This is a genomic window from Paraburkholderia sp. RL17-373-BIF-A (assembly GCF_046030175.1).
In the GTDB taxonomy this organism is placed as follows: domain Bacteria; phylum Pseudomonadota; class Gammaproteobacteria; order Burkholderiales; family Burkholderiaceae; genus Paraburkholderia.
Genome location: NZ_JARESO010000042.1, coordinates 55,975 through 73,474, shown reverse-complemented (window position 1 = coordinate 73,474; position 17,500 = coordinate 55,975). Strand labels below are relative to the sequence as shown.

Below are 17,500 nucleotides of genomic sequence, written 5' to 3'. Positions count from 1 at the left end.
CTAGTTCTACACGCCTCGGATATCGTGGGCAGCGTCATATGTGTATAATAGACATACCCAACACTGCCGCTTATTGGCCTTGCTGCGCCTGCGGCTTCACTTTGAACTTACCCTGATAGCGGATCGTCGGACGCTGCGATTGCGTCGTCGGCACGGTCATCAGCAACTGACGCGCAAGCGGTGTGGCCGCCGGACTCAGCGAACCGATGCTGGTGACGCGCGACGGGTCCGCGAGACCGTTGTTCACCAACAGCTTCGCCTCGAGTTGCAGACTGGTCAGCAGGACCGGATCCTTCAGCGCGTTACCCTGCGCGAGCAACTGGCTCCACGCGCTGTTGCTGTAGTTGGTCACGTAGTAGTCGAGACCGCTCGGATCGGCGAGCACCGCGGAACAGCCGTTCAGACGCACCTGCGTTTGCGTGTCCTTCATCGCCAGCGTCTTGCGTGAAGTCAGACCGTCGCCGTACGCGAGCGTCAACGGAATGGTCCACTGCGTGCCCGGGTACTGATTCTGGTTCGGGAACGGCGACTGTTTCAGGGTGACCACGGTCTGATTGGTCGTCAGATCGCACTGCGTGTCGAGCGAGATCAGCGGCACGCCTGTTTGTCGCACGAAACTGTCGCCGATCGCCACCATCGGCTGGCCGCTCGCCTTCGCCAGTTCGTCCCACAGACGCTTGGGCGTGACGTTGCCGAACGAATAGTCGGCGAGATACGACTGCAGACCCTTGCGCATCACTTCTTCGCCGAGGTAGTTCTCCAGCATCTTCAGCACGTGACCGCCCTTATCGTACGTGAAGGCGCTCGCGCTCAGCACGAAGTCGTTCGACGCCCAGCCGTTGAAGTTCGGCTGCACCGGGAACGAGGTGGACTTCAGGTCCGCATTGATCACGGCGTACTTGTTCTTCACGTCGTCGACCCAGCTGAAGCGGTCCGGGAAGAAGCGCACCTTGGTCTTGTTCTCGAAGAACGTCGCGAACGACTCGTTCAGCCAGACGTCGTCCCACCAGTCGAGCGTGACGAGGTCGCCGAACCATTGGTGCGCGGCTTCGTGCGTGAGCACCGTCACACCGTAGTCGGACATGGTCGTGCCGGGCGCCGGCAGAATGTCGTCGGCGAATTCGAGAATCGCGCCCCAGTTCTCCATGCCGCCGAAGTTCAGGTCCTTCTGCTCCTTGAACGCGTCGTTGGCCGCGATGGTGTCGAACTTGGTGAGCGGCAACGGAATGCCGGTGTAGCGGTAGTAGTAATCGAGCGCCTGCTTGGTCTGTTGCATGGCCGGCTTGGCCCAGTCACGCATGCCGGGCGGCGTGAAGATGCGCAGATGCAGCCCTTTACCGTCGGGCAGCGGGCTCGAAAAGTCGTCTTCGAGAATGTCGAACTGACCGCCGCCGAAGAACAGCAGATACGACGGCATGGGTGGTGTCTTCTCGAACGACACGAGCTTGTAGCCGCTATCCACGTTCACCGCCGGTTTCTCGGCCGCGTTCGAGACGACGTTCCAGTTCTGCGGGACTTCCGCACTCACCTCGTAGGTGGACCGGAAAGCCGGCTCGTCCCAACCCGGGAACCATTGACGCGCCAGGTTCGATTCGCCTTGCGTGAGGATTGCGCCGCTGGTCGTGCCGTCGGTCGACTTCAGATCGACGCGGAACACCCCTTCGGCCGCGGAGCAGCCCGGATAGGGATCGTCGCCGCAACTGCCGCCGGTCTTTGCGACCGGATCGTCATAGGTCTTGAAGTTGATGATGCCGCTCCACTCCATGTGCAGCGAGTAATTGCCGGCGGCGATCTGCCCGCTCACGGGGCGCAGCTGATAGAAGTCGCCGTCGTCCTGCGGCGTGGCGATCAGCGGGATATTGCCCGGCTGAAGCGTGATCGTGCCGTTGGTGAACTTGACCCGGTGCCCGGCGATCGTGATCGCGTTGACGGCTTTCTGCACCTTGATCTGCACGTCGGCGCGGCCGTCGAACGAAGACAGCGCGGGGTTCGGCCGGAACCATAGCTTGTAGTTGACCGGTGTGACCGTGTCGGGCAACTCGACCGGCGGCACCGTCTTGTTGATCGATGTGTCCGCCACGACCGGCGCGGCGGGCGGGGCCAGCGCCACTTCGGAGGCGGCCGGTGCGGCCGCGGGCGCCTGCCCGGATTTGCTCGTCAAGGAAGACGAGCCGTCGCTGCCGCCGCATCCCGCCAGAACCGCAATTCCGGCTAGTGCGAGGCACTGCATCTGCAATCGGAAATTTATACGCATGATTAATCCTCGACTGACAATATCGGCAAAAGAAAGTGCGTTGAGTGCTTATGCTGGTTTTCTCTTTTTTTCAGCGAAAAAGGTCTCCCGCACTAGCACCGAATTGCTAGCGAGAATATAGGGACGTGTTGGCGCCTCAGCACTTGTGGCTGATTTTAGAATTGCGACACACGTTTATTACAATGCTTTCACAACGACAGCTTGGGTCGTATTTTCCGGCCTTCATTCGATCGTCCGGCTGACCGGCAAAGCGGCGGCTTACCTGCGTCTCCGGGCAGGTGGATTAAACCGAGGTCAGTTTTTGACGACAGTGCGTAGCCTAGTTTGGCAAACGTTCCCGTGTCAACTTCCTTTCACAATCTTTCTTTGACTTGTGTTTTTCGTATGCAAACCGAATGGCTTCAGTAATGGGACTGAGTTAATCCTCTAGAAATCGCAATATCGTTCTCGACTACGGGAAACTTTATTTTTCTTTGCACAGTATTGTGCTATAGCGCAATGGCGCGAACGATTAACGACGAGGGAGGCATTAATTTGAACTAGCTGGAGAGTTCACAAAGCAATTAGCGCGATTAATACGCAAATGATCGGCTAGCCATTCACCGCTGCCACGATTCGTGCGCACATCGCCTTGTCGGGTAATGGGCCAGAACCGGCCCTAACGTTGTCCGCCATGTATTGCGGACGCCCCGTGCCTGGAATCACCACCGTCACCGCCGGCTGCGCGAGCACGAACTTCAAAAGAACCTGCGCCCAACTCGTGCAGCCGATTTCCTTAACCCACGCAGGCAGCGGCGTTTTGCCGACGCGTGCCAGCAGGCCGCCGCCGCCGAAGGGCTGGTTGATCACGACGCCGATGCCCAACTCCGCCGCGAGCGGCAAGATGCGCGACTCGGCGGCGCGGTCGTCGGCTGCGTAGTTGATCTGCACGAAGTCGGGCTTGTCGCTGCGCATGACGGCGGCGACTTCGTCGAAAGCACTCGACGTGTAGTGCGTGATGCCGATATAGCGAATCCGGCCGCGCGCTTTCCAGTCGCGCAGCGTGGCGAGTTGCGTGCGCCAGTCGAGCAGGTTGTGAACCTGCATCAGATCGATACGCGGCTGCTGAAAGCGGCGCAGCGATTCTTCCATCTGCGCGATGCCCGCCTCGCGTCCGTCGGTCCAGACCTTGGCGGCGACGAAGGCCTTGTTGTGCGCGTTCAGTTGCGTGAGCAGCGCGCCGGCGACGGCTTCCGACGAGCCGTACATCGGCGATGAATCGATCACCGAACCACCGGCTTCGAACAGGATGCGCAGCACGTCAGCGAGTTGCGCGCGGCCGGCGGGATCGTTGCCGACATCGAAGGTCCGCCAGGTGCCGCAGCCGACCACGGGCAAGCGTTCGCCCGTGGCGGGAATCACGCGTTGCGCCATGCGCGGCAGCGGCGAGCTGGCGGATTCGGTTTGCGACTCAGACGGCGTTGGGGTTTGACCGGCCGTCAATCGCGGCAAAGCGAGCGATGCTGACAAGCCGATTGCGGTGCCGCGTGCCGTGCGCAGAAAACGGCGTCTGCCAGAAAGCCCTACAGCGGTTTTTGACGAAAGTGCCATGACGTGCCCTCGATTCGCGCGCAGTACAGTGACTCTGTACGATACGGCAAATCGGCACAGCACGTTGAAGCCACCCAGAGCGCCCTGCTTCGGCGATCACACGTCACGCGCCATTAGCGGATAAAGTGCCCGCAAATCGGCATGCTAGCCAGCCGCGCGATCAACGACGATTGTTGTCCGCCATCCGCCGCCGCGAACTGATCCGCAGCCGTCGCGGACCCCGCCGCCGCGCCGATCGCGATAACCGCGATCGCGATCCCGCGCAGCCGCCCGGCGCGGCCGACGAGCGAGCCCGACACGCCGCGCCAACTGGCCAGCAAGGTCATCGAGAGTGCAACTATCGCGCAGCACATGGCTCCTCCTCAGGCGTTCGCCGTGGCGCGTTCCTGCCGCGCGGGAAACGGGTCGCGCCATGCGTCGATCGCGTTCAACTGATCGTGCCAGCGCACCACTTCCGGAAACTCTTCAACCGGCATTGCCGCGCTTTTCGCATACGGCAGCGCGATGCCGACCGAGAAATCCGCCACCGACATGTCGTCACCCAGCAGCCACTTGCGTCCCTTCAGATGCTGGTTGAGCACGGCAGCATGCTTGCGGAAAAAACCTTGCGCTTCGGCGACCTTCGCGGGGTCGGGCTCGCCGAGTCCGACCCACGGTTTGATCAGGTACTCGAAGTAAAGCGCGCCGGCATGCCGGAGCAGATGCTGGCTATTCCAGCTGAACCAGCGCACGATTTCGATCTGCTGCTGCGCGCCCCGCGGCCAGAGCGGGGATTCCGCGCGCTGCGCAAGATGGCACAGGATCGCGTCGGCCTCCCAGATGATCTTCTCGCCGTCGACGAGACAAGGCACCTTGCCGTTCGGATTGATCGCCAGATAGTCCGGTCGGGTTTGCTCGCCTTTGCCCAGATCGACAAAGGCGTAGTCGATTGGCAAGCCTAAATATTTGGCTAGCGCACAGGATTTTCTGGGAGACAGCGTTTCAGCATAGTAAAGCTTCATGGTCGACCTCGGTATGCGTTGACTTCGGTGGAATGTGCTTCATTCGGCTTCGTTTTCCAGCTCGGCAAGCAGTGCGTCCAGCTTCTCGAATGCACCGGTCCAGCCGGTTTGATGACCATCGCGTGCAGCCTCGTCGAAGAACTGCGCGTGATTGAAATGCAGTTCGGTGCCCTCTTCGATCGGACGAAACCGGATCGTCACCAGCGACCGGCGCTCAGGCAGCGTGACCCACTCCCACGTGAAGACGAGCTTGCGCTCCGCTTCGACCTCCTGGTACTCGCCGCGGCAGTCGTGCGTTTCGCCATCCAGTGTCTGAAACACCACACGAAAGCGGCCGCCCACGCGCGGATCGGCTTCGGCGCTCAGCACCGGCCCGGCGTCCGGTCCCCACCAGCGCGCCATCAACTCGGGCCGCGTCCATGCTGCGTAGACTCTTGCAGGTGGCGCCTTGATGCGCCGCACGATGGTCAGGCTGGGCTTTTCGTTCATTCGTCGTTCCTCTCAACAAAATCGGCGAGCCGGTCGAGACTCGCGGACCAGAAGCGTTCGTAGCGTCGCAACCACGCCATCGCTTCTTCCATCGGCCCGGCAACCAGTTCGACCGAGACGGTTCGGCCGCTTTTCGTGCGCGCCACCAGACCCGCGTCGCTCAGCACGTCGAGGTGCTTCATGACGGCAGGAAGTTTGAGCGGCAACGGACGCGCGATTTCCGTGACCGACAGACCGGGCTCACGCTCCAGACGCGCGAGGATGGCCCGCCGCGTGGGATCCACGAGGGCGGAAAACGTACGATCGAGTTGACTGACTGGAGACTTTGCCATATGGTGAACTATAGGCCGTGAGTTCCGGGAGTCAAGGTTTTTTGCGGCCGACTCCGTGAACCCGTAGGCCGGTTTGCACTGTCCGACATCAACGCGCCGCGGCTATCATTCCAACGATTCGCGAGTAGGTCTTCGCTCAGCTTCCAGAGGACAGCACCGTATGGACCTTCTTCAAGGCATGGCAGTGTTCAAGCGCGTCGTCGACGCGTCCAGTTTCTCGAAAGCGGCCGATTCGCTGGAAATGCCGCGAGCCTCCGTGTCGACGGTCGTGCAGAATCTGGAGAGCCACCTGGGCGTGCGGCTGCTGAACCGCACGACGCGCCGCGTGCAGGTCACCGACGACGGCGCGCTCTACTACGAATACTGCGCACGCATTCTCGCCGAGGTCTCCGACGCCGAGTCGGCGTTATCGAGCAAACGCCAGAGTCCGCGCGGCACGGTCCGCGTCGACACGTCCGCCACGTTCGCGGCTCACGTGCTGGTTCCGGTGATGCGCGATTTCAACGCGCGCTATCCCGACATCACGGTGAAGCTGGGATTGGCGGACCGCAACGTGGATCTCGTGCAGGAAGGCGTGGATTGCGTGATCCGCATCGGCGTGCTCGACGATTCGAACCTCGTGGCACGCTCGCTCGGCAGCGTGCGCATGACGATTTGCGCCGCGCCCGCCTATCTCGAGCAGATGGGCGAGCCCGCCACGCCCGACGATCTCGACCGGCATCACGCCGTGAATTATTTTTCCGCGCGCACGGGGCGGGTCTATCCGATGGAGTTCGAAGCGGACGGCATCCTCATCAAAAGACCGATCGAGGGCAAGCTCGCGGTCAACGAAGGCCTGGTCTATGTTGCGTCGGCAGTGGAAGGCTTGGGCCTGATCCAGACGCCGCGCTTCATGGTGGCGAAGGCGCTCGAATCCGGCGCGCTGCGTGAGATTTTGCGCGACTGCCATTGCGCGCCGTTGCCGCTCTCGATTCTTTATCCGCACCGTCGTTTGAGCATGTCCGTGCGGGTGTTCAGCGAGTGGGTGCACGAACTGGTGCAGCAGAATCCGGACTTCAGCGATTAGCGAGTTTGAAAACCGCCACCGCCGCTATGTCAACCCGCGACGCTGCAATTCGTCCGACAAAGCTGCGACGCTGACGAACAGGTGCCCTTGCAGTCCCGCATCGACCGCGCCGTTCACGTTGGCCGCCGTATCGTCGACGAAAAGCGTTTGGGCCGCGGGCACGCCGAGTTGCTCCAGACAACGCAGATAGGTTTGCGCCGCCGGTTTCGCGGCACCAAACGCCGCCGACGAGTAAACGTGCGAGGCGAACAGCCGCGCGACAGGCGGATTCAGATAAGCGATGTGATCGGTCAACAAGCGGCAGTTGTTCGTCAGCACCGCGATACGGTGCCGCTCGGCGACTTTGGCGGCAAGCGCGAGCGCTTCCTGGTTCGGCGTAATCGACGCGTGGCGCGCGGCCAACCAGTCGTCGCGGCTGACCGGGTAGTTCAGTAGCATGCCCAACTCGCGCAGATACTCGTCATCGCTGATCTGGCCTGCGTCCGCACGCGCTTCGAGGCCCGATCCCCAGATTGCGTGACGCACGATGTCTGGCGAGCACCCCGCGGTGGCCGCCAGATGACCGACCCGTGCGGCGCGGTCGTAGTGGGTCAGAACACCTTCCATGTCGAACAGAACCAGCGTGATGGATGCGGTCATGCTGTCGGCCTCGCGTCGAAAGCTTTCAGAAACGAAGCAACCGCGCGGCGCGATGACGCCGAACGGTTGCCTGTTTCCATTGTGCCTCGACAAAACCGCGACTGCCGGCAACAGCCGGCGTCACGGGTTTTTCTCAGACCTCAGCCAAGCGGTGAAATATGGCTTGCTTCCAGACCTGCCATCATGCGCCGCTGCCGCCCACCGTCTTGACGCTTTTCCATTGGCCTTGCTCGACCTGGAACAAGGTGTACGGCGGCTTGATCAGATCGCCATACGGATCGAAGGTGATATTGCCGGTGACGCCCGTGACCGTGACCTTGGCGAGACTGTCGACGATCTTCGCGCGATCGAGCGAGTCGGCGGCGTGAATCGCTTTCAGCATGGCGAGTGCGGCGTCATAGGAAAACGGCGCGTACAGTTCGACATCCTGATTGAAGCGCGCCTTATAGCGCTTGCCGAACGCCTGCGCGGCAGGCAGCTTGTCGAGCGCCGGGCCCGGCTCGAGATCCTGCGTCCCGTTGCCCGCCGTGCCGGCGATCTGCAGGAACGCGTTGCTCTTCAGCGCGCCGGCACCGAACAGCTGCGCGGACATGCCGAGCGACCGCATCTGCTTGACCAGCATCGCGCCTTGCTCATCCAGCCCGCCGAAGAAAATCAGGTCGACGTTCTTGCTCTTGAGCGTGGTCAGAATGGCGCGAAAATCGATCGCTTTGTCGTTGGTGAATTCCCGATCGACGATGTTGCCATTCGCTTCCTTGACGCCCTTCTCGAATGCATCGGCCAGCCCCTGTCCGAAAGCGGTGCGGTCGTCGATGATGGCAATGCGCTTCGCCTTCATCTGCTCCACCACGAAATGCCCCGCCACGACGCCGCCGATACCGTCGTGGCCCATCGTACGAAACACGTTCTTGAAGCCTTGCTTGGTCAATTGCGGATTGGTCGAGCCCGGCGTGATCATCGCCACGTTCGCCTGGTGATACACCGTCGACGCCGGAATGCTGCAGCCCGAGTTGTAATGGCCGATCACGCCGACCACGCCGTCGTCGACCAGCTTCTGTGCGACCTGAATCGCCACGCGCGGATCGGCCTGATCGTCCTGCACGTCGAGCACGAACTTGACCGGCTTGCCGCCGATCACCGGGTTCTTCGCGTTCTCTTCATCGAGCGCCAGCTGCGCGCCGTACTGCAAGTCCTTGCCGACGCGGGCAACCGGCCCCGTCAACGGTCCGACGAAACCGATCTTGACAATCTGGGGGTCGGCGGCCCACGAAAACGGCATATACGTGGCGAGTGCACAGACAGTGGCACTCAACAGCCAATAGCGGCGATTCATGATGCGCTCCTTGCGAGATGTGACGTCGCGCGTGTGTGCAGGTGGGCCGATCCGATGCGCGACGCGTCGAAACCGCTCTGCGATGCTTGCTGTAAAGCCTGAATAAAACGACTCCGAACCTGTCCTCTGCTGCAATCAAAAGCGCGTGGCCGCGTAGGGCGCGAGATCGAGCGGCGGCGCACGCCGCGCGATCAGATCGGCGACGATGCGTCCGCTCACGCCCGCCAGAGTCAAACCCAGATGCTGATGGCCGAATGCGTAGATCACGCGCTCGCTCGCGCGTGAGCGTGCGAGCACCGGCACGCCGTCGGGCAATGTGGGGCGAAAGCCGAGCCAGTTGCTATCCGGTGTTTCGAGTGCGGGCAACGCCCGTTTCGATGAAAACGTCAGCAGGTCGAGCAGCGAGCGGTTGCGCGTGTCGCCAAAGCCGGCGAGTTCGACCGTGCCCGCCACGCGCAAGCCGTCACTCATCGGCGTCATGTAGAAACCGCGCTCGGCCCAGCCGACCGGCCGCGACACCAGGTGCTGCGCGCCGGGAAAGCGCACGTGATAGCCGCGCTCCGTGTCGAGCGGAACCGGGTCGCCGCACTGGCTGGCGAAATGGGCCGAACGCGCGCCGGTCGCCACCACCACGTGATCGAAACGCCGCGCCACGCCGCCGACGCTCAGGCTCGCGCCGTCCGCGCCGGGTTGCACCGCATCGACAGTCGAGCGTTCGAGCTTCAGCCCCTGCGCGGCGAGTTGCTCGTAAAGCGTCTGCAGAAAGCCTTGCGGGTCGGAAAAGTGCCAGCTATTGCTGAACAGCACGCCGCGCTCGAAGATCGGCGCCAGTCCCGGTTCAAGCGCGCGAATAGCGGCGCCGTCGAGCACATCGAAAGCCACGCCCAGTTTTTTCCGCAGATCGAGCGCGGGACGCGCGGCATCGAACGAAGCCGCGTTCGAATACAGATAGAGACACTCACGCGGCCGGACGAAACGTGCCAGCTCCGCATTGGCAAGCAGCGGCGCGTAGCCGTCCTGCGCGCAATCCAGCAGCGCGGCGAGCGCACCCGCGCTCGTTTCGTAGCGGCGCGGCAGCGAGCTCATCATGAAGCGCACGAGCCACGGCGCGAGATGCGGCAGATATCCCCAACGCAATCTGAACGGGCTTTGGTTCGACAGCAGAAAACGCGGTAAATCTCGGAACACGGACGGGTTGTTGACCGGAATGCACGCATAGTGCGCGAAGGTGCCGGCATTGCCGAACGAGGCGCCCTGCCCCACGCCGGCCGGATCGAACAGCGTGACCCGATGGCCGTCGCGCATCAACGACGCAGCGCTCGCGAGGCCGATGAATCCCGCACCGATGATGGCAATCTCCGGCATCATTTGCGCCCTTCAAATGCTTCCTGGCCGATCTGCGACCGATAGCCCGTCGCGGTGCCGCCGCTCTGCTGGCGTTTCGCTACCAGCATATAAGCCGCCGACGCCACCGCGAGACTCGCCGCGCTCGCCATCAATTGCGGGCGCAGCGACGGATCGGAGCCCATCGCGACGAGCACGCCGACGATCGCCGCCACCACCGCATACGAGAGCCCCGGAAACAGCCACATTTTCAGCGTGAGCCGTTGCGGTTCGGTGGCCTCGATGCGCCGACGGATGCGGATTTGCGCAAGCGCCGTCGCGAGATAGACGAACAGCATCACGGCGCCCGACGCGTTCACGAGGAACAGGAACACGCCCTGCGGCGACACAATGGCCGCAACGATCGCCACATAGCCGACGACACTGCTCAGCAGCACGGCGAGGCGCGGCACCTTGTGCGGGGTCAGCTTCAGCAGCGACTTCGGCGCGTCGCCCCGTTCGGCGAGCCGGAACAGAATCCGCGAGGACACATACAAGCCCGAATTCAGCGCCGAGAGCACGGCGACCAGCACGATGGCGTTCATGATGTCGGCCGAGCCGGGAATCCGCATCGTTTCGAGCGCGGCGACGAACGGCGAGTGTCCGGTGACGATGCTGCCCCACGGCACGATGCATGCGATCAGGAACATCGACCCGACATAGAACGTGATGACTCGCAGAATCACCGAGCGCGTCATGGCCGCAACGCTTTTGGCCGGATCATCCGATTCGGCGGCGGCGATGGTGGCGATCTCCGCGCCGCCCACCGCGAAAATCACTGTCGGCACGGCCGCGAAAATCGACATGGCGCCAAACGGCATGAAGCCGCGATTGCTGCTCAGGTTCGCCACGGCGCTGCCGGTATGGCCGAAGCCGAACACATAGGCCGCGCCGATGGCGATAAAGACGATGATCGCCGCGACCTTGATCGATGCGAACCAGAACTCGAATTCGCCATACGATTTCACCGACAGCAGATTGATCAACGTCATCACCGACAGCAGCACGAGGCCGATCATCCACACCGGTGCGGGAATCCACCGCTGCAGGATCGCCGCGCCCGCCACGGCCTCGACCGCGACGACGATCACCCAGAAGTACCAGTACAGCCAGCCGCTGGTGAAACCTGCCCAATTGCCGAGGCCGATGCGCGCGTATTCGGTGAACGAGCCGACGCCGGGCACCGCCAGCGCCATTTCGCCGAGCATGCGCATGACCATCAGCACGACGATGCCGGCCACGAGATACGACACGCACGCGGCGGGTCCGACGGTGGCGAGCGTCGCGCTGCTGCCGACGAAAAGGCCCGCGCCGATAATGCCGCCGAGCGCGATCATCGTGACGTGCCGCTGACGCAGCGCGGCGCCGAGTTTCGGCGTGGTGTCGGGTGCGGAGGACTGGGGAAAGCTCATCGGACAACTCCTGCTGACAGATTGCTGGACACAGTCCGGCGACGTTTCCTGATTCACGCCACCAGACAAAACATGACATCTAGAATCACACAATATTTTTTTGTGTGCAATTAAAACGCACATTGTGTGGCCCTGGCACTTTCCCTGGATCGTTGCGGGTGCGCTCCTTGCCAGCGCCCCGTGGCCGCGTGAGTAATCGGTTGAAGGCTTGCAGTCAGGCATGTCTGGTATAGAATCGGCGAACCTCCGCACAATTGCGGACAAAGCCGGTTTTGTATGGAGACACCTGATCTTATGGCTTCTGACAAAGACGCCGCCCGCTCCGCCCCTGGCGCCCCGGAGCAGGCGAAACGCTCCACCTATATCGAGGTGTCCAGTTCGATCGAGAACGAGATTCGCAGCGGTATCTATCCGCCCGGCAGCCGCCTGCCGCCGCAGCGGCAACTCGCCACCGAACTGGGCATCAACGTGTCGACGGTTTCGCGGGCGTACAAGGAGCTGCAGCTGCGCGGGCTGGTGATCGGCAGCAAACGGCGCGGCTCGCTCGTGACCGGCGGCGCGATGCCGAGCGTGGAGCCGGCGCAGGCCATGAGCAACGCGGCGATCGATCTGACCGTCAACCGTCCGGCCACGGGCGAGTTCCTGAACTGCCTCGCTCGCACGCTGGCCGAATTGCCGCGCGATCCGCGCTACCCGCAATTACAGGAGTACCAGCCGCCGCAAGGGCCCGCGTGGGCGCGCGTGGCCGGCGCGCGCTGGATGGCCGCGCCCGGCTTTGTGCCGTCGGCCGATCACGTGGTTGTCACGAGCGGCGCGCAGCATGGCTTGTATGCGGTGCTGAACAGCCTGATCGGCACCGACGGCGTGATTCTCGCCGATCAGCTCACCTACTACGGCCTCAAGGCGCTGGCGCCGGTGTTCCAGTTCGAGATCGTCGGTATTCCTAGCGATCGCGACGGGCTGCTGACCGACGAAGTGGAACGCGCCTGCCGGCGCATGCCCGTGAAGGCGATTTTCACGGTGCCGAATCTGCAGAACCCAACTGTCACGACCATGAGTCTCGAACGCCGCATGGCGCTCGTCGATATTGCACGCCGGCACAGCGTGGCGATCATCGAGGACGACGTGTACGGTCCGCTCGTCTCGCAACGTCTGCCGACGATCGCGAGCCTGTGTCCGGAACTCACCTTCCACCTCGCGGCGACCTCGAAAATCCTCGCCCCCGGCCTGCGGCTCGGCTATCTGCTGAGCCCGCCGGACAGCGCCGCGCTATGCGCGGAAGCCGTCCGCACGACGGCATGGATGCCCGCGCCGATGTCGATGCTGATCGCGTCGATCTGGATCGAGGACGGCACCGCGCGCCACATCATGGACGCGCAGCTCGCCGAGATTCGCGCGCGCCAGGACCTCGCGCGCGAGCTGTTGCCGCAGGAGTTGCTGCAGACCGATCCGGCCTGCATGTTCGTGTGGCTCAAGTTGCCGCCACCGTGGCGCGCTGACGACTTCGCGGCCAATGCGAAGGCGCGTGGCGTCGTGGTGATGCCGTCGTCGGCGTTTGCGGTGGACCGGTCGGAGATCGAGCACGGGGTGCGTATCAACCTCGCCTGTGCGACCAGCCGCGATCAACTCGTGAGCGCGCTGCGGCTGTTGACTGGCACGCTCAAGGATCGTCCGCGCGCGCTGTTCGGCACGATATAACGCGCCGCCCAACTGGCCGCCCGACACGGGTCGAAAAAACTTCTTTGCCGAAGGAATAAAGCCGCCACGCCACGCGTTCAATAGGCGCAATGATCATTGGTCTCTCAGAGAGGTGCGGCCATGAAATCTGTGCTTAAGTCATTGGGCATCGTCGTGGGCGGCGCAGCATTGGTGGGTCTTATCGCAGCGTGCGGCGGTTCCGATTCGGTCAATAACCAATCGTTTACGTCGACGGCACTCGTATCGGACGGCGCGGTCGCGGCGGCGCATACGGACCCGAATCTGAAAAACGCGTGGGGCGTTGCGTTCAATCCGAAGGGTTTCGTCTGGGTAGCGGACAACGCCACCTCGCTGGCGACACTCTATGACGGCAACGGCACGCCACAATCGCTTGTCGTCAGCATTCCGAATGGAGTCAACGGGCCGGCGAATCCGACCGGCATCGTGTTCAACGGCACGACGGACTTCGTCGTGACCCAAGGCGGCAAATCGGGCGTAGGCGCATTCATCTTTGCCGGCGAAGGCGGCACGATTACCGCGTGGGCGCCGGCCGTTGCGCCCACCACCGCCTTCGTCGTATTCGACAGCGGCAGCAGCGCCGCGGTCTACAAGGGCCTTGCGCTGGCCAGCAACGGCGGCGCCAACTTCCTCTACGCCACCGACTTTCACAACAACAGAGTCGACGTCTTCGACAAGAACTTCGCGAAGGTTTCAACACCGGGCAAGTTTCAGGACACGTCGCTTCCGGCAGGCTTTGCGCCGTTCGGCATTCAGGCAATCGGCGCGAAGCTCTTCGTGACCTACGCGAAACAGGATGCGGAGGCGCACGACAACGTCGACGGCGCCGGCCTCGGCTTCGTCGATGTCTTCGATACCGCGGGCAATCTCCTGCAGCGTTTTGCCTCGGGGGGCGTGCTGAATGCGCCGTGGGGCGTCACGCAGGCGCCGGCCAATTTTGGACGGTTCAGCGGCGACGTGCTGATCGGCAACTTCGGTGACGGCACGATCAACGCCTTCGATCCGGCGAGCGGCCAGTCGCTCGGCGCCATCAATCTGCCCGACAACACTCCGTTCGTGCAGGACGGCCTGTGGGGGATCGCGTTCGGCAATGGACTCAGCAATCAGCCGGTGAACACGCTGTTTTTCGCCGCAGGGCCGAATGACGAAGCGAACGGCGTCTATGGTCGTATCGACGTGAAAATGTGACGAGCGGAGGCGCGGTGCGGCGCTCACCGCAATGTGTATGTGACTGACGCGGCTAGCTCTTCACGCCGCGCAGCGCACACGCGGACAGCATCGCGAGCCGCTCCGCGCTCAGCATCCTCGCGATCCGCTTGACCGCGTGGCGCACGCGCCCACGCAGGTGCGCCACGCGCATGTGGCGCCAGAAACGATCCGGCGCGAAATCGTCGAAACGCGCTTCTCTTTCGAGCAGTGCCTTGCCGCCAGGCAAATGAACGAACGAACAGCAGCGGAACCAGCGCAAGTCGCGATAGTTGTTGCCGGGCCAATGGCGCCCTACCGCCTGATACGCGCCGACTTCGATCAGCACCTGTCCTTCGTCGCTGAGCGCATTGAGCGCGGCCGAGATGAACGCTTCGTCGCCGTGATGCCTCAGGTGCTCGCTTTCGCTGAGATAGCGCGCGTAACTGGCTCGCGCGCGTGGCACCAGACGGCGCAGCGAAGCGGGTGTCGCGAGTAGAAATTCGCCGCCGTACCAGCGCGGATTCATCAAGCGCTGGTCCGCAACGATCTCCAGATCCGCGACCACGCGTTCGCTGCCGTAGGCCGGAAACACCTGATCCGAAATATCGAATACGCCGAGGCCGGCTTGCGCGCATCGTTCGATCAGATCGTGATCGAGCGGCAGCAGCGCCACCATATCGGCGTCGAGCAACAACATCATCGTGTCGGCGGGCAAGGTCTCCGCCACCTGGTCCATCAGATCGAGTTTGAAATGCGCGGCGTAGAACGGCATGTTCTTCGGCAGCTCGATCGTTGCGGCGAGAGGCGTCACTGCCGGACGATGCTCGGTCGGCATGCCCGCGAGCCGGCGCGCGACCAGGTCCGGCGCGTTAGTCATGATGGTTAAGGTCGGCATGCCCACGCGCCGCAAGCTGTTATTCAGGCAGATCGCCTGGCTCACATACGAGAGCGGATCGCGACTCGTCGAGTTGGGCCCCGGTTTCGCATCGACATCGACATAAACGAGAGTGCACGGAAAAAGATTCACATTGCTCCTCGGCACGCGTGAGCGACAGATCGCCTTTTGAGCGCTGCCGTTACTGTCGGAGGTGGATCCACATGTTCTTGCCTGGGGCTCGGAAGCCCCCACAAGGTGCGCGGCATTTGAAATTGCGACTCGTGCCATCGTGGCGTCACATTCGAGCCGGGCACGCTGATCTGCGGCGATGGAGTCGGATGAACCGGGGCGCAGGCATCAGGTATGGTCTATCGTTTCACGTCCTTGCATTGCCTTTCCGCCAAAACGCAGAGAGACATGACGTGGTGAGTGTCGCAGGTTCATGTGGACCATCGGCATCGCGCAATAATTGCGGATGCGTTATTAAGGCAGCGAAGAACTTACTTGTGAGCGATTCCGTCGATGTGCTGACGATTGGCAGACACGTCATTTGCGTACCCGGGCGCTCGCAACTTTACGACAGACGACAGCGTTATTCCGCCGCATCCGGTTCATCTCCGTACCGCATGCCATGCGATGTGAGCAGACGGTAGAGCGTAGTGCGTGAGATGCTGAGTTCGCGCGCGGCATCGCCGGGGCGGCCGCGATGGCGCAGCAGTGCGAGTTCGATCGCCTGCCGCTCGGCGGTTTCGCGTGCCTGAGCGAGCGTCACGGGTACGGCCGTGGTATAGCTCGATAGTTCCAGGTCGTCCGCCGTAATGGTGCGTGCCTCCGACATCACGATGGCGCGCCGAACCCGGTTGATCAGTTCCCGCACGTTGCCAGGCCAGTCATAGCGATGCATCGCCGTGATCGCGTCCGGTGCAAAGCCGTAGACGCGGCGGGTCGCGTCCTTGCGGTAACGGTCGAGCGTGTATAGCGCGAGCAATTCGATGTCCTTGCCGCGCGCGCGTAGCGGCGGCTCGTCGATCCTCAGTACGCACAGGCGGTGGTACAGGTCCGCGCGAAAGCAGCCGTCTTCGATCGCCGCTTCCATATCCACATGAGTTGCGGAGATGATGCGTACGTCGACATCGATCGAGCCACTGCCGCCCAAACGATTGATGGTGCTCTCCTGCAGAAACCGCAGCAGGCTCGACTGACTCTCGAACGGCAGATCGCCGATTTCGTCGAGAAACAGCGTGCCGCCATTCGCCGCTTCGACGCGACCGACCCGGCGTTGATTCGCGCCGGTGAATGCGCCGCGCTCGTAGCCGAACAACTCGGACTGCAACAACTGCGCCGGAATCGCGCCGCAATTGATGGCGACGAACGGTGCGTCACGGCGCGGCGAACGCGCGTGGATCGCCGCCGCGGTCAGTTCCTTGCCGGTGCCGGATTCGCCGGAGATGAAAACCGGCGCGTTGTTGGTCGCAACTTTGCGGATCGAGCGGTACAACGCGAACATCGCGTCGCACGTGCCGATCATCTCGCCTTCAGCGGTGGACGTGTCGACAAAGGCCGGCTCGCCGAGCGAAATCATGCCGCAAGCGTGGCCCACGGTGTCGACGATCCGCTCATTCGCAGCGGGGAGCGTCACGTAGTCGAAACAGTAGTCGCGCACCAACCGGCGTGTGCTTGCGTCGTCGAGGTGTGGGGCGGCCGCCATCGCCACCCAGCCGATGTTCGGCATGGCGAGACACGCTTGCAGCGCGGCAAGCTGACGTGGTTCGAACACGCTCGACAGATCGACGAGACCGCCGGCCAGCGCGCCGTCATGCGCGATTTGCCGAACCTCGCGCACCGAGCCGATGACCTCGACGTCCCACTCGCGTTCCCGAAAGCTCGCCAGCAATCCTGGCACGGGATCGCGTGTGAGATAGATGACGCGCCGCGTAATGGCCTTCGTTTTCTGCATCGTCTTTTTTGCTTGTCCCTCAGCACCTGCCCTGAACCGTATGGCGAAGAGCGCGTCGCCGCTTGTTGTGCGGGTGATCCGTGCCACCGCCCAATCATACGTGCTGACACGAAGCTGAAAACACGGCCTGACCAAATTTAATGGTTGATCGAGATGACGAACAATGCAATGTCTTGTCTCATGGCGACACGCGGACTCGCGGACTCGCCGAGCTTCGCGCCGTCGACTAGATTCCCGACGCCAAACGTCGCGGCCGCGTTGAA

The 17,500-nt window shown here is 62.8% G+C and carries 15 protein-coding genes; 3 read left to right on the top strand and 12 right to left on the bottom strand.

What is annotated here, in order from left to right; translation table 11 throughout:
* Positions 1–70: 70 nt before the first annotated feature.
* From P0D80_RS35295 to P0D80_RS35270, 6 genes are all read right to left on the bottom strand, one after another.
* Positions 71–2,254, bottom strand: a complete 2,184-nt coding sequence (locus P0D80_RS35295) for a M1 family metallopeptidase (protein ID WP_408290740.1) — start codon at positions 2,252–2,254, stop codon at positions 71–73.
* Between the two features lie 591 nt (positions 2,255–2,845).
* Positions 2,846–3,844, bottom strand: a complete 999-nt coding sequence (locus P0D80_RS35290) for an aldo/keto reductase (RefSeq protein WP_408290739.1) — start codon at positions 3,842–3,844, stop codon at positions 2,846–2,848.
* Between the two features lie 113 nt (positions 3,845–3,957).
* A complete protein-coding gene (locus P0D80_RS35285) occupies positions 3,958–4,197 on the bottom strand; it encodes a hypothetical protein (RefSeq protein ID WP_408180935.1) in 240 nt (79 codons plus the stop codon).
* A 9-nt stretch (positions 4,198–4,206) separates the two neighbouring features.
* Positions 4,207–4,845 (bottom strand): glutathione S-transferase family protein, encoded by a 639-nt coding sequence (locus P0D80_RS35280; protein ID WP_408180936.1) that lies wholly within the window; start codon positions 4,843–4,845, stop codon positions 4,207–4,209.
* 39 nt (positions 4,846–4,884) lie between these two features.
* Positions 4,885–5,334 carry an SRPBCC family protein gene (locus P0D80_RS35275; protein ID WP_408290736.1) on the bottom strand — a complete coding sequence of 150 codons (450 nt, stop codon included), beginning with the start codon at positions 5,332–5,334 and terminating at the stop codon, positions 4,885–4,887.
* Entirely contained in the window at positions 5,331–5,666 is a 336-nt protein-coding gene (locus P0D80_RS35270) for an ArsR/SmtB family transcription factor (protein ID WP_132377301.1), read from the bottom strand. Before P0D80_RS35270 ends, P0D80_RS35275 begins: the two co-directional genes overlap by 4 nt.
* Positions 5,667–5,826: 160 nt before the next feature.
* Between P0D80_RS35270 and P0D80_RS35265 the strand changes: the two genes are divergently transcribed.
* On the top strand, positions 5,827–6,732 hold the full coding sequence (locus tag P0D80_RS35265; protein ID WP_408180938.1) for a LysR family transcriptional regulator: 906 nt from the start codon (positions 5,827–5,829) through the stop codon (positions 6,730–6,732).
* Between the two features lie 24 nt (positions 6,733–6,756).
* Here P0D80_RS35265 and P0D80_RS35260 read toward each other — a convergent pair whose 3' ends face one another.
* From P0D80_RS35260 to P0D80_RS35245, 4 genes are all read right to left on the bottom strand, one after another.
* Positions 6,757–7,371, bottom strand: coding sequence for an HAD family hydrolase (locus P0D80_RS35260; RefSeq protein ID WP_408180939.1), 615 nt, complete (start codon positions 7,369–7,371; stop codon positions 6,757–6,759).
* 181 nt (positions 7,372–7,552) lie between these two features.
* Entirely contained in the window at positions 7,553–8,704 is a 1,152-nt protein-coding gene (locus tag P0D80_RS35255) for a branched-chain amino acid ABC transporter substrate-binding protein (protein ID WP_132377304.1), read from the bottom strand.
* A 135-nt stretch (positions 8,705–8,839) separates the two neighbouring features.
* Positions 8,840–10,069, bottom strand: a complete 1,230-nt coding sequence (locus tag P0D80_RS35250) for an NAD(P)/FAD-dependent oxidoreductase (RefSeq protein WP_408290742.1) — start codon at positions 10,067–10,069, stop codon at positions 8,840–8,842.
* Positions 10,069–11,499 (bottom strand): amino acid permease, encoded by a 1,431-nt coding sequence (locus P0D80_RS35245; RefSeq protein WP_132377305.1) that lies wholly within the window; start codon positions 11,497–11,499, stop codon positions 10,069–10,071. Before P0D80_RS35245 ends, P0D80_RS35250 begins: the two co-directional genes overlap by 1 nt.
* 294 nt (positions 11,500–11,793) lie before the next feature.
* On the opposite strand from P0D80_RS35245, the gene P0D80_RS35240 reads away from it, so the two are divergent.
* Positions 11,794–13,197, top strand: coding sequence for an aminotransferase-like domain-containing protein (locus P0D80_RS35240; RefSeq protein WP_408180942.1), 1,404 nt, complete (start codon positions 11,794–11,796; stop codon positions 13,195–13,197).
* 120 nt (positions 13,198–13,317) lie between these two features.
* Positions 13,318–14,403 (top strand): TIGR03118 family protein, encoded by a 1,086-nt coding sequence (locus P0D80_RS35235; protein ID WP_408290732.1) that lies wholly within the window; start codon positions 13,318–13,320, stop codon positions 14,401–14,403.
* Positions 14,404–14,455: 52 nt separating this feature from the next.
* Here P0D80_RS35235 and P0D80_RS35230 read toward each other — a convergent pair whose 3' ends face one another.
* Entirely contained in the window at positions 14,456–15,430 is a 975-nt protein-coding gene (locus tag P0D80_RS35230) for a hypothetical protein (RefSeq protein ID WP_408180944.1), read from the bottom strand.
* Positions 15,431–15,872: 442 nt separating this feature from the next.
* Positions 15,873–17,237: a sigma-54 dependent transcriptional regulator gene (locus tag P0D80_RS35225; protein ID WP_408290729.1), complete on the bottom strand. Its 1,365-nt coding sequence runs from the start codon at positions 17,235–17,237 to the stop codon at positions 15,873–15,875.
* Between the last annotated feature and the right edge of the window lie 263 nt (positions 17,238–17,500).